Origin of the sequence: Actinomadura nitritigenes, assembly GCF_017573545.1 — a bacterium.
GTDB classification, from domain to species: Bacteria; Actinomycetota; Actinomycetes; order Streptosporangiales; family Streptosporangiaceae; genus Spirillospora; species Spirillospora nitritigenes.
In genome coordinates this window covers 91,544-112,361 of record NZ_JAGEOK010000013.1, presented here as the reverse complement: position 1 = coordinate 112,361, position 20,818 = coordinate 91,544, and the positions used below count along the sequence as shown (strand labels likewise).

The window sequence follows — 20,818 nt, the reverse complement described above, 5'->3', positions numbered from 1 at the left end:
GCGGTGGTCATTCGGCTGGCGAAGCCGCATCGTTCCTGGTCGCGAGGCCCATCGCCAGGCTCGATCGTGATCGTGGAGTGGATCGGCGAGGGACGGAGAACGTCCGCCTGTAGGCGCTCGGGGTCGTGCCCATCTCGTCGGCGAAGCGGCGGCGGAAGTTCGACGTGTCCGGGAACCCGGTGGCGGACGCGACGGACTCGATGGTCGCGTCCGTCCGTTCGAGCAGGGCGCAGGCCTCCTGGACGCGGCGCCGGAGAAGCCATCGTCCGGGCGTCGTGCCGAGCCGCCGGTCGAACAGGCGCGCGAGCGTGCGCGGGGAGACGGCGGCCCGCTCCGCGAGTTCGTCGATGCTGATCGGCCTGTGCAGGTTCGCCTCGGCCCATTCGAGGACCGGGGAGAGCGCCCGTTCGTCGCCGACGTCCCGGGACGGCGGGACGCGGGAGTACTGGCGTTGGCCGCCGTCGCGGTGCGGCGGAAGCACCATGTGCCGCGCGATGTCGTTGGCGTACGCGGCGCCGAAGTCGCGACGGACGAGCTCCAGCGCGAGGTCGATCGCCGCGCCGGTGCCGGCGCTCGTGGCGACGTCACCGTGGTCGACGTACAGCGCGTCAGGCTGGACGGTCACGTCGGGATAGCACCGGGCCAGTTCGTCCGCCATGCGCCAATGGGTTGTCGCGGTACGGCCGTCAAGGAGCCCCACGGCGGCGAGCAAGAACGCGCCTGAGCAGACGCCGACGATGCGGGCGCCGCGTTCATGGGCTCCCGTGAGGGCGCGCGCGAGGCGTTGGGGTGGCCGCGCTTCCCGGTCCGGCCAGCCGGTGAGGCACGCCGAATCCGCCTGGGCGAGTAGCCCGAGGCCGTGCTCGACGAACATGCGGTAGCCCGCCTTGGTCGCCACCGCCCCCGGTTCCTACGGCGCAGATGCGGAAGGGGTAGCGGATCTCGACGCCGGGATGGTCGATGCCGAAGACCTCGGCCACGCATCCCAGCTCGAACGTCGACTGAGGCGGCGTCACCAGTGCCGCGACGCGGTGCAGCATGGGCGGCAGGATAATCCCGTATCGCGACTATTCGGCCACTGGCTAAGAGGGTTCGCGACGATGATCGTGAAGGCATGAGCAACGACGACACCGTGAACTGGGTCGGCACATGGCGCAATCAGTACAGGTCGATCCTGGTCATTACCGGCGACACCGGCGGCAGGCTGCGGGGCACGTTCCGCACCGCGCTCGGCGACAGCGCGTTCGCCGGCGAAGAAGCCGAGATCATGGGATTGCACGTCGGCGCGTGCGCGCACTTCGCGTTCGGCCGCTCGGCGCCGCATGGCGACTCCGTAGCGTCCTTCACCGGACTCCTGCGGGACGGACGGCTGGAGACGGTGTGGCATGTGGTGTCCGATGCGGCAGTGAAGCCGCCCTCACCAGGACGGCCGCCCGAGCTGATCGAACTGCCATGGGCGCATGCGGTCCTGACCAATGCCGACACCTTCACCCGCGTATAGCGCCGTGAAGGAGCAGGGCCCGGCGCCGGAGGGGGTGGGTCTCCGGCGCCGGGACCGGGCCGGTTCAGGCGCGGTAGGCGGCCCACTGGTCGCTCATGCGCTGGGTCTGACCCGGCGTGAACTCGTACATGCAGGAGTCGTAGCTGTAGTCCATGAAGTTGTGGATGGGGTCCAGGCCCGACGAGGAGCAGGTGTCACGGCCGGTGGGGCAGCCTGAGGCGGGGCTCTGCTCGGCGGGGGTGTCGGACACCCGGTCGCCCTGGCCGCTGCAGCCGCCCTGGAACGTGTGGTAGAGCCCCATCCAGTGGCCGACCTCATGGGTGGCCGTGTCGCCCTCGTTGTAGTTGGTGAGCGATCCGCCGGGGACGCTCTGGTAGTGGACGACGACGCCGTCCATCTTGGGCTTGGAGCGGTAGTCGCTGGGGAACGTGGCCCAGCCGAGGAGACTGTCGCCTAGGTCGGCGGTGTAGAGGTTGAGGTCCTGGGCGCCGCCGGTGTGCAGCGCGGTCTTCATCGCCGTCTCGTTGCCCTCTGGGTCGGAGAACCATGCCGCGTTGTTCGTCCGTGTGATGGAGGCGAGGGTGAAGGAGACACCGCTCGGCGCATAGGCGGCGTTGAGGACGCTGAGCTGCTTGTTGAGCGTCGCGTCGGACAGCGAGCCCGTGCTGCCGCTGGTGATGACCTGGAAGTGCACGCGGACGGTGATCGAGGCGGCAGCAGCGGCCTTGAGGCGGCCGGACGTGGCGAGCTGTCCGAGACGGTTGTGGAAGTCCTTCTCCATGGCCGCGACCTTGGCGGCCCCGGGCTGGTGCCGTTCTGTGGCGTGAGAGCCGGCACGGACGCGGGCCTGCGCGGCGGACGTCTCGGAGCTGCACTTCGCACCCGGGACGGGAGCGGAGAGGGCGGGGGCGGCCGCGGGCGCGTAGGCGGTGAACGCGGCGAGCATGCCGATGGCGGTGGCGATTCCAGCGCGTTTCATGGAACTCCTTGGGGGCGGCGCGCCCGGTGAGGGGCGCGCGGGGGAGCGGAGTCATCGCTGGAACCAGGGTGATTGCCGACAAGGAGTGCGTCTTTGGCAAACCTGGACGAATAGGGATGAGAAATGCTGAATGCGGCGCCGTAGCGCGAGCGCCGGAATGTCGGACCGGCGGCATAGCGTGGACGCCGGATCGTCGGGCCACCGGCGTGCGCACCGGATTGTCGGACGGACCGCGTAACGTCGTCGCATGGACGCCGAGGACGAGGCCGAGCGGATCTTGGGCGAGCTGCGCGCCCAGGCCGATCCGGTGCGTGCCGACAGCGAGAAGCGCTACCTGAAGAGCGACCTCGCGCACATCGGAGTGCCCGTCCCGGCGCTGCGGAAGATCGCCGTGTCGGCGGTCAGAGTGCGGCCTGCGCGTGACGAGCTGCTCGGGCTCGTGGACGCGCTGTGGACGGCGACGGACGACGGCCGTCCCGTCCACGAGGCACGCATGGCGGCCGTGGAAGTGCTGGCGAAGCGAGTGGAGCTGCTCGTGCCCGGCGACCTGGCCGTGGCCGAGCGCCTCATCCGCGACTCGGCGGGCTGGGTGATGGTGGACCAGCTCGCCGACAGGGTCGTCGGCCGCTTGATCGTCCGCCATCCCGACCTGGGGGCGGTGCTGGACGTGTGGGTCCGCGATCCCTACATGTGGATACGGCGCACGTCGCTCCTGGCGCTGCTACCGGGCATCCGCGCCGGAACCGCCGACCTGGACCGGCTCACCCGGTACGGGGACGTCCTGATAGGCGAGAAGGAGTTCTTCATCCGCAAGGCACTGGGGTGGGTGCTGCGCGAGCTGTCGAAGAAGGACCCCGCCTGGGTGACGGCATGGGTGGAGGGGCACATGGCCGACGTCTCCGGCGTCACGTTCCGCGAGGCCGTCCGCCGCCTGCCAGCCGCCGATGCCGACCGCCTGCTCGCGGCATACAAGGCCCGCTGACCACCTGCTCACCCGCGCGCAGCACGATCCCACCGGGCCGCCCGCATCAGCCCGCCCGCCCGCGCACCCGTACCGTGCACTGGTGCCGGGCCGCCGGTGCCGGGCCGCTTGGTGCCGGGCCGCTCCGATCAGCCCACCCGCCCGCGCACCCGTACCGTGCACTGGCGCCGGGCTGCCTGGTGCCGGGCCGCTTGGTGCCGGGCCGCCTGGTGCCGGGCCGCCAGTGTTGGGGTCACCGGGGACGTGCGCTGGTGCCTTGTTAGCGGTGTCGCTTGGCCGTGCTGGGCCGCTCCTGCTGAGGTCCCACCGCCGGGCCGTCCGCGTTGCCGACCACCTGCCGGACGTTGCTGCCCGGCGGTGCTGGGGCCGCCGGTACTGGGGCCGCCGGTACTGTGCGCTGGTGCCGGTCTGCTGGTGCCGGTCCGCTTGTGCTGCCGCCCGTGCTGCTTGATCGTGCTGGACCACCGGCGTCGGGCCGCTCATGCTGCACGCGTGCCGTGCGGCCGTCGGGCGACGCCCCGGGGCCGGGCCAGCGGGCCCGTCCCCGGCGGTCTGCCGCCGCGCCGGGAGAGCCTCGCCGCAGGACTCCGGCCAGAGGCGGGCACACGTGGCGCGTCTGTGGCGCGCATCTGTGCCGGGCCGCTGGAAGCGGGGTGACGTGGCGTGTCTGTGCTGCTCGTTCGTGCCGGGCCCCGCTTGGGCTGGGTGGCCGGGGGGTGTGCGTGGTGGTCGAGTGTGACTCGCGTGCGTGTTGGGGGCTTGTGGCGCGCGGTGGTGGGGTGGGGGCTCGTTGGTGGGGTCAGCGGCGGTAGGCGGCCCAGACCTTGTGCATGCGGGCGCCCTGACCGGCGGTGAAGGAGGACATGCAGGTGTCGTAGCTGTAGTCCATGAAGTTGTGGACGGGGTCGTTGCCGAAGGCGGGGCAGGTGTTCTTGCCGGACGGGCAGCCGTTGGTGGGGTCGCGCTCAGCCGGGGTGTCGGACACCCGGTCGCCCTTGCCGCCGCAGCCGTCCTGGAACGTGTGGTAGAGCCCGAGCCAGTGGCCGACCTCGTGGGTCGCGCTGAACCCGCGGTTGAAGTTGTCGATCGGGCCGCCGGGCATGCTGCCGTAGTGGATGGTGACGCCGTCCATCTTGGGCTCGGACTTGTACTTCCACGGGAAGGTCGACCAGCCGAGCAGGTCGCCGCCGATGCGGGCGCTGTAGAGGTTCAGCGTTCCCTTGCCGCCCTTGCGGAGCATCGGCTTGTAGGTGCCCTCGTAGCGCTCCGGCTCGTTGAACCAGGGGGCCTTGTCGGAGCGGCTGATCGCCTTCAGGTGGAACGTCACGCGGGTGTTCGCGCCGCCGTACCGGCCGCCGTAGGACGCGTTCAGCACGCTGATCTGCCGCTTCACCACCGATGTGGGGACGTTGCCGGTGGAGCCGTCGTGCAGCACGTGGAAGTACACCGGCACACTGATCTCGCCGGCGGCGCGCAGGTCGGACGGGGCGGACTGGTCGTCCGGCCGGTCCATGGCGCCGAGGCCGAGGCTCCTGAGTGCCTGGCCGAGGCGCTGCTCCACGCTCGCGGACTCAGCCCGGGTGAGGGCGTTGCGTTCCCGCACGTGCGCGCCGGGCCGTCGCAGCCGGGCGTCCGAAGGCGCCGCGCACGCGTTCGGGTCGGCGGGACCGGCCGGTGCGGCGGCGCGCGACCCGGCGAGGCGGGCCGGCGCGGCGGCGCGGGACGCGTCGGGGTGTGCTCGCCCGGCCGTGGCGCTCGCTCCCGCCGGACCGGTCGGTACGGCGGGGACGAGGGCGGCGATGAGGGCGGCGGCGGCGAGCAGCTTCACGGCACTCCTAGGGAGGGGCGCTGAATGCGTACGGACAGCGACTGGACACAGGGCGTTATCAAGACGTATCAGAGAGAAGTCCTGCTGCGCGTGTGATCAAGGTAAACGGAAGCCGACCGTTTTCGGCCAGTCGCCCCATGTGACCGCCGTGACCCTGCCGGGCGCATCGGCCCTGGATGCGGCCCCGTAGACTGGTGTTTCTTCCAGGCCCGTGCGAAAGGCGTTGTTGGTGGCCGTAGACCAGTCCTTTGACACCGTTCTCGTCGTCGACTTCGGCGCGCAGTACGCGCAGCTGATCGCGCGGCGGGTCCGTGAGTGCCATGTGTTCAGCGAGATCGTGCCGTCCACCATGCCGGCGTCGGAGATGCTCGCCAAGCGGCCGAAGGCGATCATCCTGTCGGGCGGGCCGGCGTCGGTGTACGAGCAGGGGGCGCCGGCGGCGCCGGACGGCCTGTTCGAGCTGGGCGTGCCGACCCTCGGGATCTGCTACGGCCACCAGGTGATGGCGCAGGCGCTCGGCGGGGCGGTGGAGAACTCCGACGTCGCCGAGTACGGCGGCGCGACCGTCGCCGTGACGTCGCCGGGGATGCTGTTCGCCGGGCTGCCGAACGAGCAGGCGGTGTGGATGTCGCACCGCGACTTCGTGCGCGAGGCGCCCGCCGGGTTCACGGTGACGGCCAGCACGGACGTGACGCCGGTCGCCGGCATGGAGGACCGGGAGCGCGGCTTCTTCGGCGTGCAGTTCCACCCGGAGGTGCTGCACACCGAGAACGGCATGGAGATCCTGCGGCGCTTCCTCTACGAGGGCGCGGGCTGCCGGCCGAACTGGACGATGGTGAACATCGCGGACGAGTCGATCGAGGCCGTCCGGGAGCGGGTCGGCGGGAAGCGGGCGATCTGCGCGCTGTCGGGCGGCGTCGACTCGGCGGTGGCCGCGGCGCTCGTCCAGCGCGCCATCGGCGACCAGCTGACCTGCGTGTTCGTCGACCACGGGCTGCTGCGCAAGGGCGAGCCGGAGCAGGTCGAGAAGGACTTCGTCGCGGCGACCGGGGTGAACCTGCACGTCGTGGACGCGCAGGACCGCTTCCTCGCCGCCCTGGACGGGGTGAGCGACCCGGAGGAGAAGCGGAAGATCATCGGCCGCGAGTTCATCCGGGTGTTCGAGGAGGCGGCACGGGAGATCGTCGGCGAGGACGCGGCGGAGCCGGTCGAGTTCCTCGTGCAGGGCACGCTCTACCCGGACGTGGTGGAGTCGGGCGGCGGCACCGGCGCGGCGAACATCAAGTCGCACCACAATGTCGGCGGGCTGCCGGAGGACCTGCAGTTCCAGCTGGTGGAGCCGCTGCGGACGCTGTTCAAGGACGAGGTGCGGGCGCTCGGCGAGCAGCTCGGCCTGCCGTCGGAGATCGTCTGGCGGCAGCCGTTCCCGGGTCCCGGGCTCGGCATCCGGATCATCGGCGCGGTGACCCGCGACCGGCTGGACATCCTGCGCGAGGCGGACGCGATCGCCCGCGAGGAGCTGACGCGCGCGGGCCTGGACCGCGACATCTGGCAGTTCCCGGTGGTGCTGCTGGCGGACGTCCGCTCCGTGGGCGTGCAGGGCGACAGCCGGACGTACGGCCACCCGATCGTGCTGCGCCCCGTGACCAGCGAGGACGCGATGACGGCCGACTGGGCGAAGCTCCCGTACGACCTGCTGCAGAAGATCTCGACGCGGATCACCAACGAGGTCCGCGAGGTCAACCGGGTCGCCGTCGACATCACCTCCAAGCCCCCGGGCACCATCGAGTGGGAGTGACCTCCGGCCCCGGTCGCGGGGACGGCCCGTCGCGGATGCCGAGCACCGGTGGCCCGGCGGCGTCGGGCCCGCGATAGCGGGGACGGGTGAGGCCCGGGTGCGGATCGCACCCGGGCCTCGCGCATGCGCGGGGGTGTCAGACGGTCACGGGGGCCAGGGCGGCCTCGGCGTCCAGGGTCGCGGCGGCCGCGTTGACGACCGCGGCGATCCGCAGCGCCTCCTGGACGAGCTCGCGCGACAGGCCGGCCTCGCGGACGACCTTCTCGTGCGACTCCAGGCACCGGCCGCAGCCGTTGATCGCCGACACGGCGAGGCACCACAGCTCGAAGTCGACCTTCTCCACGCCCGGCCTGCCGATGATCGACATCCGCAGCTTGGCGGGCAGGGTCGCGTACGTCTCGTCGCCGATCAGGTGCGTGGCGCGGTAGTACACGTTGTTCATCGCCATGATCGACGCGGCGCCCTTGGCGGCCTCGAACGCCTCGGCGGACAGGTTGTCGCCGGCGTCCTCGGCCAGCTCGCGGATGACGGTGGCGCTCCGGGTGGCGAGGGCGCAGGCCAGCACCGTCCCCCACAGCTGCTGGTCGGTGAGCTGCGAGGTGGAGGTGAGCGAGCCGAGGTTGAGCTTGGTGTCCTTGGCGTAGCCCGGGAGGGCGCTCTTCAGCGCGTCAACGCTCATGATGTCGAGTCCTTTCCTGCGGACGGCCGGCCGCGGGCGCGACCGGCCGTCGGGGGCCGGGACCGGTGGCGGCGCGGCGCGTCGCGGCGCCGCGCGGACCGGCCGGCCGGCGGGGTGAGGCGGGTGGGGGATCAGGCCTCGGCCATCAGCTTGGCGGCGTCGAGGGTGTCCTCGCCCTTGTTCCAGTTGCAGGGGCACAGCTCGTCGCTCTGCAGGGCGTCGAGGACCCGCAGGACCTCCTTGACGTTCCGGCCGACGGAGCCCGCGGTCACCATGCTGAACTGGATCTCGTTGTTCGGGTCGACGATGAAGGTCGCCCGCTGCGCGACGCCGTCCTCGGTGAGGATGCCGAGGGCCTCGCACAGCTCGCGCTTGAGGTCCGACAGCATCGGGAACGGGATCTCGCGCAGGTCCGGGTGGTCCTTGCGCCACGCGAAGTGGACGAACTCGTTGTCGACGGACGCGCCGAGCACCTGGGCGTCGCGGTCGGCGAACTCCTCGTTGAGGCGGCCGAACTCGGCGATCTCGGTCGGACAGACGAAGGTGAAGTCCTTGGGCCAGAAGAACACGACGCGCCACTTGCCCTCGTAGGACTTGTGGTTGATCGTCTCGAAGGCGTTGTCCGGGTCCAGCGAGACGCAGGCGGTCAGTTCGTACTCGGGGAACTGGTCACCGACAGTAAGCACGCATGCTCCTTTTGTCACGAGAAAAGTGCGCGCCTCTCGCCCGGAGAGGCGTGGGAAGGCCGCCGCGGCGGGGATGGTGCCCGGCGGCTGATGTCACTCAGCGTGCCGCACCGGCAAAGAAAAGAGAAATCGATCTATCGCAACGGATTGATAGGAGCTTCTTATTGGAAGTCGGCAAACCCGATCGGACCGGGGCAGAGACCCTCTCGGCGAGGCCCGGTCGGCGCCACGAGTTGATCGAAATCACATTCGCGCCCCGGAACGGGCGACACGCTCCGTAACGGATGAGGATAGAGGATCTCCGGACAGGGCCGGCATCCCGGGTCCTCGAACCGGGGCGGCGGACGAATCCGGCCGCCCGGAGCTCGCTGGGGCCGTGGTGGCGGCCCGGGCGCCCGGCGGTCGGCGGGCACCCGGGCCGGAACCGCAGCGGTCGTGCTACCGGCGGGCGGGGGGACGGGTCACCAGGCGAGGTCGTCGTAGTCGGCGGCGCGGCTCAGCCAGGCGAACGCGTCGCCGTCGACGCGCCCGGGCCGGCCGTCGACGAGCTGCAGGAAGTGCGCGCCGGAGCCGTCGGACTTGACGAAGAAGGAGTCGCCCGGCAGCCGGACGACCCGCCCCGTCGGCCGCCCGTCCGCCGTGGACAGCGTCGCGAGGACGAACGAGGCGTCGTCGTCCGGGCCGTGCTTGGCGCCCTGGAGTTGCGCCGTGGCGGTCCGCCCGTCGGGGTTGAGGACGAACACGTTGATCAGCCCGTTCACCCGCGTCCCGGTGACCTCGGCGGGGCGCAGCACGCGGGACGACAGCAGGTCGGTTCCGGGCCGGCCGGTGTCGAGTAGCCGGAGCACCGCCCGGCCGGACGGGCCGCCGGGGGTGTGGACGAAGCCGAGGGTGCGGTTGTCGGGCGCCCACGTCGCGCTGGTGACGGACCCGCCGCTGGTGCTCCAGGTCCGCCGGCCGCCGGTGCGGACGTCGATGACGACGGCCTCGGGGCGCCCCCCGGCGGTGCCGACGACGGCGAGCCGGGAGCCGTCGGGGCTGGCCGCGAGGTTCTCCGGCTTGCCGAATCCCGAGTCGAGCCGGACGGTCCCGCCGGGGACCCGTTCCGGGGCCGACGGGGTGCCGTCCGCGGCGAGGGTGAGCCGGTAGAAGGCGTAGGAGGCGCCGCTCGCCTTGCCGGCGAGGAAGAACGTCCGCCCGTCGCCGGTCGCGACCACCGCCTCGTACCGCCCGCCGAGCGAGGCCGCCTTCGTGAGGCCCTGCGCGGTGGCGTTCTCGACGACCGCGCGCCCGTCGCGGATCGCGAGGACGTGCCGGGGCCCGGCGGCGCCCGCGGCGGGGCCGCTGTGCACGGCCCGCGGAATCGCCCCGCCGACCGCCGTGCCGCCGATGACGACGGCGGCGAGCCCCGCCGCGACCGCGGCGGGCACCGTCCAGGGACGGCGCCGACGCCGGGACGGGACGGTGAGCGGGTCCAGTGAGCCGTTCGGCATGCTTCGGGCCGCTGCGCCGAACGCGTCGCGGAGCCGGTCCTCGGTCCTGGTCATGCTTCCTCCCCGAGCAAATCGGCGAGCGACGCGAGCGCCCGCGAGACGGTGGACCGGACCGTGCCGACGCCGATCCCCATGATCTCGGCGATCTCCCGCTCGTCCAGGTCCAGGTAGTAGCGCAGCACCAGGGCCTCGCGGCGGCGCCGCGGAAGGCGGCGCAGCGCGAGGAACACCTCGCGCCGCTCCTCGCCGAGCATGGCCGCCGACTCCGCCGACCACACCGGCGGTTCGTGCGCGTGTCCCGTCCGGAACGCCAGCCTGCGCCGGCGCAGCACGGTGCGGCACTTGTTCACCACCGCGGCGCGGGCGTACGGCAGCATCCGGTCGTGGTCGGTCAGGCGGTCGATCCTGCGGTAGAGGTCGGTGAAGGCGTCCTGCACGACGTCCTCGGCGGTGGCTCGGTCCCCGACGATCATCAGGGCGGTGCGGGCCAGGCCGAGCTGGTGCTCGCGGAACAGGGCGGTCAGGGCGGCGGTGGCCGCGGCGCGATCGTCCGCCTCGGGGGCGTCCGCCTCGGGGACGGCGCCGGCCGCGCGGCGGGGGTGGCGCATGTTCGCCACTATGTCGGTTTCCACGCTCCTTACACTCACGAGCCGCCCGTTCGTTGCCCGCTGCGGCCGAGTGGATGGGCCGGGCCCCTGGGGCCGCCGGGTAGTGTGAGGCGCCGGTTATCTGTCGACGATGCGGTGATAGGGGACGGTTATCAGCAGGCCGACGGTGTCGCAGCTCCGGGCGTTCCTGGCGCTGGCCGAGCATCTGCACTTCCGGGACGCCGCCGCCGCGCTGCGGATGAGCCAGCCCGCGCTGTCGGGCTCCGTGGCCGCGCTGGAGGAGAGCCTCGACACCCGCCTCGTCGAGCGGACGACCCGGAGGGTGCTGCTGACGCCGGCGGGCGAGCGGGTCGCGCGGCGGGCCGAGACCGTCCTGGCGGAGCTGGACCGGCTGGTTGAGGAGGTCAGGGCGGTGCGCGGGCCGCTGGTCGGGCCGTTGCGCGTCGGGGTGATCCCGACCGTCGCGCCCTATCTGCTGCCGGTCGTGCTGCCGCGGCTCGCGGCGGAGTTCCCCGACCTGGAGCTGTCGGTGCACGAGGAGCAGACCGACCACATCGTCGCGGAACTGCTGGCCGGGCGGCTCGACGTGGTGCTGCTCGCGCTGCCCGCACCGGCCCAGGGCGTCACCGAGCTGCCCCTCTACGACGAGGACTTCGTGCTGGTCACCCCGGCGTCGTTCGAGCTGGACGCCGAGGGCGTGCCGCGCGAGGCGCTGAACGAGCTGGACGTGATCCTGCTGAACGAGGGGCACTGCCTGCGCGACCAGGCGCTGGACGTCTGCCGGGAGGTGGGCGCGCGGGCGCCGTCGGCGACGTACGCGACGAGCCTGGCGACGCTCGTCCAGCTGGTGTCGGGCGGGCTCGGCGTGACGCTGGTGCCGGAGACGGCGCTGCCGGTGGAGACGCGGCGGGCGCCGAACCTGTCGCTGCACCGGTTCGCCGACCCGGCGCCGTTCCGGCGGATCGGGCTGGGGTTCCGGTCGACGTCGCCGCGGGCGGAGGAGTTCGAGGCGCTGGCGGCGGGGGTCCGCGCGGCGATCGCGGAGCTCGGCACCGGCTCGCCGGGCATCCGGCCGGCCTGACGCCCCGGCACCACCGGGCGCCTTCAGGGCGGTCCCGCGCGGCCGTGGCCCGGTGCGGCGGGCGGGTCAGGACGCGGTAAAGGGACGGCAGGGCGGGTCAAGTCTGCGTCAGGGGACGGACTGGCAATAGCGATCCGCGTTCGTCTGATCACTTCGTGTCACCATGCTCGGTGTGGCGGGGTTTCCGCTCTCGCTCGGCGGCGGCCCCCGTCAACCGACCTACTGGCACGAGCGAAGCGAACCGGGGGGTGCGGGGGCTCGTCCCCCCGGCCCCTAGGAGGCCGCATGTCCCCGAAGCTCAGCGTCGTCGTCCCGTTCCACAACACCGAGGAGTACCTGCGCGCGTGCCTGGAGTCGATCGCCGGGCAGTCGCTGCGCGACCTCGAAGTGATCATGGTGGACGACGGGTCGGACGACAACGGCGCGGTGATCGCCAAGGAGATGTGCGACCGCGATCCGCGGTTCCGGCTGCTGGTGCGCGACAACGAGGGGCCGGGGCCGTCCCGCAACGCGGGGGTGCGGCTGGCGAAGGGGGAGTACCTGGCGTTCGCCGACGCCGACGACGTCGTTGAGCACGACGCCTACAGCAGGATGGTCGGCTCCTTGGAGCGCACAGGGTCGGACATGGCGTCCGGAAACGTCGAGCGGATGGACGTCGACCGGACGTGGCAGTCGGTCCTGCACAGCGGGGTCTTCACCGAGACCCGCCTGAAGACGCACGTGTCGTCGCACGGGTTGCTGATCCGCGACCGTACGCCGTGGAACAAGGTGTACCGGCGCGCGTTCTGGGACCGCGCGGAGTTGAAGTTCCCCACCGGCTTCTATGAGGACCCGCCCGTGACGGCGCGCGCGCACGCGCTGGCCGGTTCCGTGGACGTGCTGAGCGACACCGTCTACTACTGGCGCAAGCGGCCGGGGTCCATTACCGAGGACCGCTACGACTGGGACAACCTCTGCCAGCGCCTGCGCTCCGCGCGCGTGGTGCGGGAGGGACTGGCCTCCTACGCGCCGCAGCTCGTCGCCACCTACGACGAGCACGTGCTCGTCGACATCGAGCTGCGCGTCGTCCTCGACGCACTCCCCAGGACCGACGACGAGAACCGCGAGGAACTCGTCGCCATGGGCGCGGCCCTCGCGGAGGGCATCAACCCGCGCGTCATCAGGCGGCTCCCGTCGATGACGCGGCTCCAGATGCATCTGCTGTGCCGCAAGAAGCTGCCCGAGCTGATGGACGTGCTGCGGTTCGTGCAGCTCGGCAAGCACAACGACACCGCGCGGGTACGGCGCGGGCTGCGGCACCGCTGGTACGCCGAGTACCCGTTCTTCGAGGACGAGGAGTGCGGCGTCCCGCTGCACGTGTACGACGTGACCGACGAGCTGAAGCCGGCGGCCGTGATCGACCGGGCGACCTGGGTCGGCGGGCGGCTGCGGCTCGAAGGGCACGCCTACATCCGGCACCTGGACTCCTCCAGCGAGGACGGCTCCCGGATCCGGCTGTGGCTGCTCGCGTCCAACCGGCGCGGGCTGATGCGGGTGCCGATCCGGCGGGTGCGGCGGCCGGACGTGACGGCGCGGACCCGGCAGTCGGTGGTGTCCTACGACTGGTCGGGGTTCGTCGCGGAGATCGACCCGGCCGCGCTGCGGATCTTCGGCCGCTGGCGGGACGTCGACTGGATCCCGTGCGTGGAGATCGTCAACCGGGGGCTGCGGCGGCGCCGCACGTTCGCCAACCCGCGGCTGAGCGCCCGGCAGTGGCCGGACGACCAGGAGTGCGCGCCGGGCGTGCTGGTGCAGGGCGTCGCGGCGAAGCGCCGGTTCGTCGTGCAGGTGCGCCGGACGGAGGCGACGGTGGCGGGATCCCACGTCGAGGGCGGCGAGCTGTGGCTGGACGGCTGGAGCCGCACGCCGCTCGACGGGGACGCGCGGGTCACCGCGGTGCCGAAGGCGGGGCGCGCCACGGTGGTCGGACCGGTCGAGCCGGCCGAGGGCGCGGCGGACGGCTGGTACGGGTTCCGCGCGAAGCTGCCGGTCGGCGCGCTCGCCCGGCATCTCGGCGACTGGGAGATCAGCCTGCCCGGCGGCGTCCGCCCGTACCTGGAGGAGGACGCGGCGGGCGCGGTCCACCCGGCCCCCTGCGGGGAGCTGGAGGTCGCGCGGACGCGGCGCAGCGAGGTCCGCGTCGTCGCGCGCGACGGCGGGCCGGTCGTGGACCGGGTGTCGTGGTCGCCCGATGGGCTGCTCCGACTATCGGGGACCTGCACGGATCCGGCGGCCCGCCCTGAGGCCCTGGTCCTGCGGCGGCGGCGGTCCTGCGAGGAGCACACCGTCGCGCTGCGCTGGGAGAGCGACCGGTTCACCGCGAAGTTCGCGCCGGAGCGCATGCCGGTGCTGGGGCTGTCGCGCCCGCTGGTGTCCGGCCGCTGGGACGTGTTCGCGTCGCTCGGCGGGACGGAACGGCCCATGGCCGTCCGGCGGCACGCCCTGCGGCGCCTGCCGGAGCCCACCGAGACGGGCCTGCACCGCGTGGACGTCCGCGTCTACAAGACCGACCAGCTCCAGCTCCACATCCAGACGGCCCTCGACGACGACGAGCGCGGCCCCTACGCGCAGGCGAGGATCCGGTCAGGGCACTACAGGCGCCACCTGAACCTGCCCGTGCGGGATCTGGCCGTGTTCGACGCGTACAAGGGACGCCAATACGCGTGCAACCCGCGCGGCATCTACGACGAGCTTCGCCGCAGGGAACTGGACGTCGACTGCGTATGGGTCACGGAGAACGGCCAGTTCGGCAAGCCCGCCGGTGCGCGGACCGTCCTGGCCGGTTCCCGCGAGCATTACGAGGTCCTCGCTAGGGCGCGCTGGGTGTTCGGCAACTGGTCGCAGCAGGAGTGGTTCACCAAGCGCGAGGACCAGACGTACGTGCAGTGCTGGCACGGTACGCCGCTCAAGAAGCTCGGCTACGACGTCAAGAAGATGCCCTACAAGCGGACCGAGGGCATGGACTGGATGCAGCACGACGTCCCGCAGTGGGACCTCCTGCTGTCCCAGAACGCGTTCTCCGTGCCGCTGTTCCGGCGCGCGTTCGGCTACCAGGGGGAGGTCCTGGAGAGCGGCTACCCGCGCAACGACGTCCTCAACAGCCCGCACCGCGGCGAGATAGCGACGGCGGTACGACGGCGCCTGGGCATCCCCGAGGACAAACGGGTCGTGCTGTACGCGCCGACGTGGCGGGACGACTTCCACTTCGCCATCGGCAAGCGGGCGTTCCGCCTCGAACTGGACGTCGAGCAGTTCCGGAAGGCGCTGGGCCGCGACCACGTGCTGCTGCTCCGCACCCACTACCTGGTGACGGACCGGCCGAAGTGGCGGCCCGGCGACTGCGTCATGGACGTGTCGGTCTACCCCGACATCTCCGAGCTGTTCCTGATCAGCGACGTGCTCGTCACCGACTACTCCTCGGCGATGTTCGACTTCGCCGTCACCGGCCGGCCGATGCTGTTCTACACCTACGACCTGGAGCGCTACCGCGACCACGTGCGCGGCTTCTACTTCGACTTCGACGCCGAGGCGCCCGGGCCGCTGCTCCGCACGTCCAAGCAGGTCGTCGAGGCGCTCGCCGAGCCGGCGGCGATCGAGTCCGGGTACCGCGGCGCGCGCGCCGCGTTCGCCGCCCGGTACTGCCCGCACGACGACGGCCGGGCCGCCGCCCGCGTCCTCGACCGCGTGCTCTGACGTCCGCGCGGCGCCGTCCCGAGCGGCGCCGCGCGGATCCGGCGCGTCGCGCGGTGCCGTCCCGGGCGGCACCGCGCGCCACCACGTTCGACACCGTCCTCACCATCACCGTCTCATCACCGCGCGCACCACCCCGCAACCCCTGGAGAACCCGTGTCACCGAAGATCAGCGTCGTCGTACCGTTCCGCGCCGCCGGGGACCACCTCGCCGGATGCCTGGAGTCGCTGGCCGGGCAGACGCTGCGCGACCTGGAAGTGATCATGGTGGACGACGGGGCCGCGGACGAGGCCGCCGCCGTCGCCGAGGCGTTCGCGCGCCGCGACGACCGGTTCGCGCTCGTCCCGCCCACCGACCCGTCCGCGGGACCGGTGCGCAACACTGGCGTCCGGTACGCCGGAGGCCGCTACCTGGCGTTCGTCGACGGCGAGGACGCGCTCCCGCCGTACGCGTACGAGCTGCTGGTCGGGACGCTGGAGTCGACCGGGTCGGACATCGCCGGGGGCAACGTCATGTGCCTCGACGACGAGGGCGTATGGCAGTCGTGGCTGCACGCGGAGCCGTACGCGGCGACGGCGCGGTCCACGCACATCTCCCGGCAGCCGGCGCTGCTGCAGGACCGGACGGTGTGGAACAAGGTGTTCCGCCGCTCGTTCTGGGAGGCCCACCAGTTCGAGTTCCCCGCGATGCAGTACGGCGACCTGACCGTGGCGATGGAGACGCACGTCCTCGCGTCCTCCGTCGACGTCCTCGACGCCACCGTCTACTTCTGGCGCCACCACCTGGGCGCCTACGAGCGGGAACGGCAGGAGCTCGGCGACATCATCGACCGGATGGCCGCGCTGGGGATGGTGCGCCGCGTCCTGCGCGACCGGGCGCCGGAACTGCTGCCCGCCCACGACATGTACGCGCTGGACCTGGACGTCCGCGCGCTCGTGCACGCGCTGCCCGCCGCGTCCGAGCAGGAGCGCCGCCGGCTGGTCGGCCTCGGCGCGGAGATCGTCGCGGAGGCGCACCCGGCGGCGGTGTCCGGGCTGGAGGCGATCAAGCGGCTGGAGCTGCACCTGCTCGGCGAGCGGATGCTGCCCGAGCTGCTGGAGGTGCTGCGGTTCGAGGAGGGCGGCCTGGACGAGGTCCCGCTCGTCGCGAAGGGCCGGTTCCGGCAGCGCTGGTACGCCCGCTACCCGTTCTTCGGCGACCCGCACCGCGCGGTCCCCGACGAGGTGTACGACGTCACCGACGAGTTCGAGCTGTGGGCGGGGGTGGAGCGGGCCGGCTGGGACGGGGACGTCCTCACGATCGAGGGGTTCGCGCACCTCGCCCGCCTCGACGTGTCGTCGGCGCACGACTCCAAGATCCGGATGTGGCTGCGCGACGCCCGGACCGGGCAGGAGGTCCGCCTCGACGTGGAGCGGACCCGCTGCCCCGAGGCCACGGCCCGCTCCGGGCAGGCGCTGGTCTCCTACGAGTGGTCGGGGTTCGCCGTCCGGATCGACCCGGAGGCGCTGCGCGACGGCGAGGAGTGGCGCACCGCCGCGTGGGAGCTGTACGCGGAGGTGACGACGGCGGGGCACAAGGCCGTCCGGCGGGTCACCGCGGCGGCGCCGCGGGTGCGGTGGACGGCCGCGCGGCAGCCCGCCGAGCACGTCGCGGTCCAGCCGGCGGACGGCGACGAGGGGTTCGCCGTGCACGTCAAGGCGTCCCGGGCCGTGCTCACCGGGTTCCGCCGGCTGGGCGACGTGCTGGAGCTGACCGGGTGGACGAACCGGGCGCTCGGCGCCGGGGCGGCGATCACGGCGGCGCGGCGGCACGGCGGGACGGAGGTGTTCGGCGACGTCACGGTCCGCCCGGCGGCGGTGACGCCGGCGGCCGAAGGGACCGGCTTCAGCTTCACCGCGACGCTTCCGCTGGACGGCCTGCTCTCGATCCCCGAGGCCGCCGACGACGCGTCCGCCCCCGGCGTCCGCCCGGTCGGCGGGCCCGGCGGAGGGCCGGATCACGGCTCGGAGGACGGCATCCCGCGCACCGCTCCCGGCCACGCGCACCTGCTGGACGTCATCGACTGGGACATCCGGCTGAGCGGCGAGGGCGGCCCGCTCCGGCTCACCATGGCCGCGAATCTCGCCGAGGCCAGGTTCGCCTGGCGGGGCCGCGAGTTCGTCGTGACCCGCACGGCGTACGGCAACCTGCGCGGCATCGAGCGCGGCTTCCGGCCCGTGGTCACGCAGGCCGCATGGGACGCCGAGGGCCGGCTCACCCTCACCGGCACCTACGCCGACCCGGAGGACCGGCCCGGCCGCCTCGTCCTGCACCGCAGCCGCTCGGGCGAGGCGCACGAGGTGCCGCTGACCTGGGAGGGGAACCGGTTCACCGCCGCGCTCACGCCCGCGCGCCTGCCGGTGTTCGGGACGGACCTGCCGCTCGCCGAGGGCGCCTGGGACCTGATCGCGCCCACCCGGTCCGGGGACGTCGCCGTCGTCGCCGAGCGCGCCGGGATACCCGCCCTGCCCGAATGGCGGCGCGTCGGGACGCACGAGTTCGAGGTCGGCGTCCACCAGACCGACGCGGTGCAGATCCACAGCCGTCCGGCCCTGTCGGAGGACGAGCGCGGACGGCACGCGCAGCGGCTCCTGCAGCAGAACGACTATCCCGTCTACCTGCGCAGCCCGCTGTCGGACATCGTCGTGTTCGACAGCTGCAACGCGTCCCAGTACAGCTGCAACCCGCGCGCGCTCTACGAGGAGCTCGCCAAGCGCAGGCCCGACCTCGAATGCGTGTGGGTCTCACGGGACGGCCAGTTCGCCGTCGAGGGCGAGGCCCGGACCGTCCAGGCGGACACACGCGAGCACTACCGAACGCTCGCGCGCGCACAGTACATCGTCACCAACTACGGGGCGCCGTACTGGTTCGCCAAGCGACCGGGGCAGATCTACCTGCAGACCTGGCACGGCACCCCGCTCAAGCGGCTCGGCTACGACCTGAAGGACCTGCCGTACCGGCGCACCGAGAAGCTCGACTGGATACAGCGCGAAGTGCCCCGGTGGGACTACCTGCTGTCGTCCAGCCCGTTCGCCACGCAGGTGATGCGGCGCGCGTTCCACTACAGCGGAGAGGTCCTGGAGACCGGGTTTCCGCGCAACGACGTCATGAGCGCTCCCGAGTGGCAGCGCGTGGGCGCGGACATCCGCAAGCGCCTCGGCATCCCCGAGGGCAAGAAAGTGGTGCTGTACGCGCCGACCTGGCGGGACGACGAGCACCACACCCCGGACCGCCGCGGCTTCCACCTAGAGCTGGACGTCGAGGCCATGCGGCGCGCGCTCGGGGAGGACCACGTCCTGCTCCTGCGCGCGCACTACCTCGTCACGGACCGCGCCCATCTGGCGTCCGACGACTTCGTCATCGACGTCACCCGCTACCCCGACATCGCCGACCTCTACATGGCGTCCGACATGCTGGTGACGGACTACTCGTCCGCCATGTTCGACTACGCGGTCCTGGGCCGCCCGATGGTCTTCTACACCTACGACCTGGAGCGCTACCGCGACCACGTCCGCGGCTTCTACCTGGACCTGGACCTGGAGGCGCCGGGGCCGCTGGTCGCCACGTCCGAGGAGGTCGCCGAAGCCGTCCGGGAGGCGCCCGCCCTGGAGGACGAGTACAGCGGCCGGTACGACGACTTCTTCGTCAAGTACTGCCCGCACGACGACGGCGAGGCCGCGTCCCGCGTCATCGACCACGTCTTCCCCCGCTGACCTGCGGCGAGCCGCCGTCATGAGCCCCGCCATGACGACGGCTCGCCGCGCGTGAACGCCGCCCGGTCAGCCGGGGCGGCGGCAGCGGGCGAACAGCCAGGTGCCCGGCCACGACCACAGCGGCAGCCGCCGCTCCACGGCCATCGACAGCCGCAGGGCGTCGTTCGCCAGCGGGTGCAGGGGAGCGAGGTCCTCGCGGCGCGTCGTCCGGTGCCGGAGCCGGCGCAGCACGGGACGCAGCAGCACGCCGCGGCTCCACAGCCGCTCCAGCAGCAGGCCGGCGCCTTCGAGGAGTTCGGTGAGGGCGCCGCGGGTGTAGCGGCGGACGCGCCCGAGCGCGACGTCGTGCGCCGACCACAGGCTCATGTCGCACGGGACGCACACCAGCGCCGTCCCGCCGGGCTTCAGCACCCGGGCGATCTCGGCGGCGGCGCGCTCGTGGTCGTCGACGTGCGCCAGCACGTCCATCGCGAGCGCCAGGTCGTACTGCTCACCGGGGAGCGGGAGGTAGCGGGCGTCGCCCTCGTACGCCTCGACGCCCTGTGCGCGCGCGAGCGCTACCGCGCCCGGGTTCAGGTCGATGGCGGTCGCCCGCCAGCCGTGCCCGGCCAGCGTCCGCGCGTCCGCGCCCGCCCCGGCGCCGATGTCGACGGCCGCGCCGGGCACGCTGAACCGCAGCAGCTCACCGGAGATGATCGCGCGCCGTTCCCGGTACCACCAGTTGTCGTTCTCGATCCCCGAGATCCGCTGCAGCTCGATCGTGTCCACGGGACAAGGCCACGCCATCGCGGCGGCGCGTTCCACCGTCGTCGCCGATCGCATGCCGATCGTTGACCCGCGCTTGAACCGGCTCCGAGCCTCGGCGGGCCGTCAGCGCCTGCGGCGCCGCACCAGCCAGCGGATCAGCAGCAGCAGGACGACGAGGCCGCCCGCCGCCGGGACGGCCCGCTTCACCAGCGACGGCCCCGCGACCTCCAGCAGGTCGATCGCGTCGTCGTCGCGCGCGAGCCGCAGGGGCGGCCGCTCGGACGGCGCCGCGTGCCGCGGCGGCGCGGCCGGCGCGGGGCGCGCCACCTCCGCCTTCGCCGGTTCCGGCTCCGGCGCCTGCTCCGGCTCCGCGGCCTTCTCGACGGCCGGTTCGGGCACCGGGGCCGGCTCCTCGGCCGGGGTCTCCGGCACCGGTACGACCTCCTGGACGGGCTCCGCGGGCGCGGCCGCCCCGGCCTCCGGGGCCTCCGGCTCGGCCGGCGACTCCAGCTCCGCCGCGAGCGCCTTCGCGAACCGCGCGATGATCTTCGAGCCGACCTCGGACAGGATGTTGCGGCCGAACTGCGCGGGCCGCCCCGTCACGTTGAGCTTGGTGCGCACCGACACGAGGGTCGTGCCGTCCTCCTGCTGGTGCAGCTTCGCCTGGACGGTCGCCGACGCCGTGCCCGAGCCGCGCGCCTCCTTCGCGGACGCCTCCATCGTGACGGTGCGGGACGGCTCGTCGGCCGCGACGATGCGCGCGGTGCCCCGGTAGGTGATGGTCATCGCGCCGACCTTCACCTTCATCCGGCCCGCGTACTCGTCGCCGTCGACCGAGTCGAGGGTCGCGCCCGGCATGCACGACGCGACGCGCTCCACGTCGAGCAGCACCGACCAGGCCCGATCCACCGGCACGGGGACGGTGAATTCGTGGTCGAGCTCCATGATCATGGT

The 20,818-nt window shown here is 72.7% G+C and carries 15 protein-coding genes; 6 read left to right on the top strand and 9 right to left on the bottom strand.

The genetic code is table 11. The annotated features are described in order from the left end of the window. Positions 1 to 7: 7 nt before the first annotated feature. Entirely contained in the window at positions 8 to 898 is an 891-nt protein-coding gene (locus tag J4557_RS21200) for a GlxA family transcriptional regulator (RefSeq protein ID WP_307800117.1), read from the bottom strand. Positions 899 to 1,114: 216 nt separating this feature from the next. On the opposite strand from J4557_RS21200, the gene J4557_RS21195 reads away from it, so the two are divergent. Next, complete coding sequence (locus tag J4557_RS21195; RefSeq protein ID WP_208268458.1) at positions 1,115 to 1,501, top strand: avidin/streptavidin family protein; 387 nt, start codon at positions 1,115 to 1,117, stop codon at positions 1,499 to 1,501. Between the two features lie 64 nt (positions 1,502 to 1,565). Here J4557_RS21195 and J4557_RS21190 read toward each other — a convergent pair whose 3' ends face one another. Beyond that, positions 1,566 to 2,480 (bottom strand): zinc metalloprotease, encoded by a 915-nt coding sequence (locus tag J4557_RS21190; protein WP_208268457.1) that lies wholly within the window; start codon positions 2,478 to 2,480, stop codon positions 1,566 to 1,568. 247 nt (positions 2,481 to 2,727) lie between these two features. Here J4557_RS21190 and J4557_RS21185 point away from each other — a divergent pair, with 247 nt between their 5' ends. Then, the gene (locus J4557_RS21185) at positions 2,728 to 3,462 is read left to right on the top strand and encodes a DNA alkylation repair protein (RefSeq protein WP_208268456.1); all 735 of its coding nucleotides are present in this window, start codon (positions 2,728 to 2,730) and stop codon (positions 3,460 to 3,462) included. Between the two features lie 799 nt (positions 3,463 to 4,261). Here J4557_RS21185 and J4557_RS21180 read toward each other — a convergent pair. Further along, entirely contained in the window at positions 4,262 to 5,290 is a 1,029-nt protein-coding gene (locus J4557_RS21180) for a zinc metalloprotease (RefSeq protein ID WP_307800116.1), read from the bottom strand. Positions 5,291 to 5,519: 229 nt separating this feature from the next. Here J4557_RS21180 and guaA point away from each other — a divergent pair, with 229 nt between their 5' ends. Beyond that, on the top strand, positions 5,520 to 7,088 hold the full coding sequence (guaA, locus tag J4557_RS21175; RefSeq protein ID WP_208268455.1) for a glutamine-hydrolyzing GMP synthase: 1,569 nt from the start codon (positions 5,520 to 5,522) through the stop codon (positions 7,086 to 7,088). A gap of 136 nt (positions 7,089 to 7,224) precedes the next feature. Here the strand turns inward: guaA and ahpD are convergent, their stop codons facing one another. The 4 genes from ahpD to J4557_RS21155 form a co-directional block, all read right to left on the bottom strand. Then, positions 7,225 to 7,767 (bottom strand): alkylhydroperoxidase, AhpD family, encoded by a 543-nt coding sequence (gene ahpD / locus J4557_RS21170; RefSeq protein ID WP_208268454.1) that lies wholly within the window; start codon positions 7,765 to 7,767, stop codon positions 7,225 to 7,227. 131 nt (positions 7,768 to 7,898) lie between these two features. Beyond that, the gene (locus J4557_RS21165) at positions 7,899 to 8,453 is read right to left on the bottom strand and encodes a peroxiredoxin (RefSeq protein ID WP_208268453.1); all 555 of its coding nucleotides are present in this window, start codon (positions 8,451 to 8,453) and stop codon (positions 7,899 to 7,901) included. Between the two features lie 461 nt (positions 8,454 to 8,914). Next, the gene (locus tag J4557_RS21160) at positions 8,915 to 10,000 is read right to left on the bottom strand and encodes a TolB family protein (protein ID WP_208268452.1); all 1,086 of its coding nucleotides are present in this window, start codon (positions 9,998 to 10,000) and stop codon (positions 8,915 to 8,917) included. Next, the gene (locus tag J4557_RS21155) at positions 9,997 to 10,578 is read right to left on the bottom strand and encodes a SigE family RNA polymerase sigma factor (protein ID WP_307800115.1); all 582 of its coding nucleotides are present in this window, start codon (positions 10,576 to 10,578) and stop codon (positions 9,997 to 9,999) included. The genes J4557_RS21160 and J4557_RS21155 overlap by 4 nt, the downstream gene beginning before the upstream one ends. Before the next feature lie 142 nt (positions 10,579 to 10,720). On the opposite strand from J4557_RS21155, the gene J4557_RS21150 reads away from it, so the two are divergent. The 3 genes from J4557_RS21150 (at position 10,721) to J4557_RS51705 (ending at position 19,117) form a co-directional block, all read left to right on the top strand. Then, entirely contained in the window at positions 10,721 to 11,635 is a 915-nt protein-coding gene (locus J4557_RS21150; protein ID WP_307800114.1) for a LysR substrate-binding domain-containing protein, read from the top strand. A 285-nt stretch (positions 11,636 to 11,920) separates the two neighbouring features. Beyond that, positions 11,921 to 15,367, top strand: a complete 3,447-nt coding sequence (locus J4557_RS21145; protein ID WP_208268451.1) for a bifunctional glycosyltransferase/CDP-glycerol:glycerophosphate glycerophosphotransferase — start codon at positions 11,921 to 11,923, stop codon at positions 15,365 to 15,367. A gap of 153 nt (positions 15,368 to 15,520) precedes the next feature. Continuing rightward, positions 15,521 to 19,117 (top strand): bifunctional glycosyltransferase/CDP-glycerol:glycerophosphate glycerophosphotransferase, encoded by a 3,597-nt coding sequence (locus J4557_RS51705; RefSeq protein ID WP_208268450.1) that lies wholly within the window; start codon positions 15,521 to 15,523, stop codon positions 19,115 to 19,117. A gap of 66 nt (positions 19,118 to 19,183) precedes the next feature. Here the strand turns inward: J4557_RS51705 and J4557_RS21135 are convergent, their stop codons facing one another. Together J4557_RS21135 and J4557_RS21130 are read right to left on the bottom strand one after the other, a co-directional pair. Continuing rightward, complete coding sequence (locus J4557_RS21135) at positions 19,184 to 19,885, bottom strand: class I SAM-dependent methyltransferase (RefSeq protein WP_307800113.1); 702 nt, start codon at positions 19,883 to 19,885, stop codon at positions 19,184 to 19,186. Positions 19,886 to 19,987: 102 nt separating this feature from the next. Beyond that, complete coding sequence (locus J4557_RS21130; protein WP_208268449.1) at positions 19,988 to 20,815, bottom strand: SRPBCC family protein; 828 nt, start codon at positions 20,813 to 20,815, stop codon at positions 19,988 to 19,990. Positions 20,816 to 20,818 lie beyond the last annotated feature (3 nt).

What these genes read in the sequence shown, in the direction of transcription:
- J4557_RS21195 (WP_208268458.1), top strand. Translation starts at nt 1,115, where the DNA reads ATGAGCAACGACGACACCGTGAACTGGGTCGGCACATGGCGCAATCAG.
- J4557_RS21190 (WP_208268457.1), bottom strand. Translation starts at nt 2,480, where the DNA reads ATGAAACGCGCTGGAATCGCCACCGCCATCGGCATGCTCGCCGCGTTC.
- J4557_RS21185 (WP_208268456.1), top strand. Translation starts at nt 2,728, where the DNA reads ATGGACGCCGAGGACGAGGCCGAGCGGATCTTGGGCGAGCTGCGCGCC.
- ahpD (WP_208268454.1), bottom strand. Translation starts at nt 7,767, where the DNA reads ATGAGCGTTGACGCGCTGAAGAGCGCCCTCCCGGGCTACGCCAAGGAC.
- J4557_RS21160 (WP_208268452.1), bottom strand. Translation starts at nt 10,000, where the DNA reads ATGACCAGGACCGAGGACCGGCTCCGCGACGCGTTCGGCGCAGCGGCC.
- J4557_RS21145 (WP_208268451.1), top strand. Translation starts at nt 11,921, where the DNA reads ATGTCCCCGAAGCTCAGCGTCGTCGTCCCGTTCCACAACACCGAGGAG.
- J4557_RS21130 (WP_208268449.1), bottom strand. Translation starts at nt 20,815, where the DNA reads ATGATCATGGAGCTCGACCACGAATTCACCGTCCCCGTGCCGGTGGAT.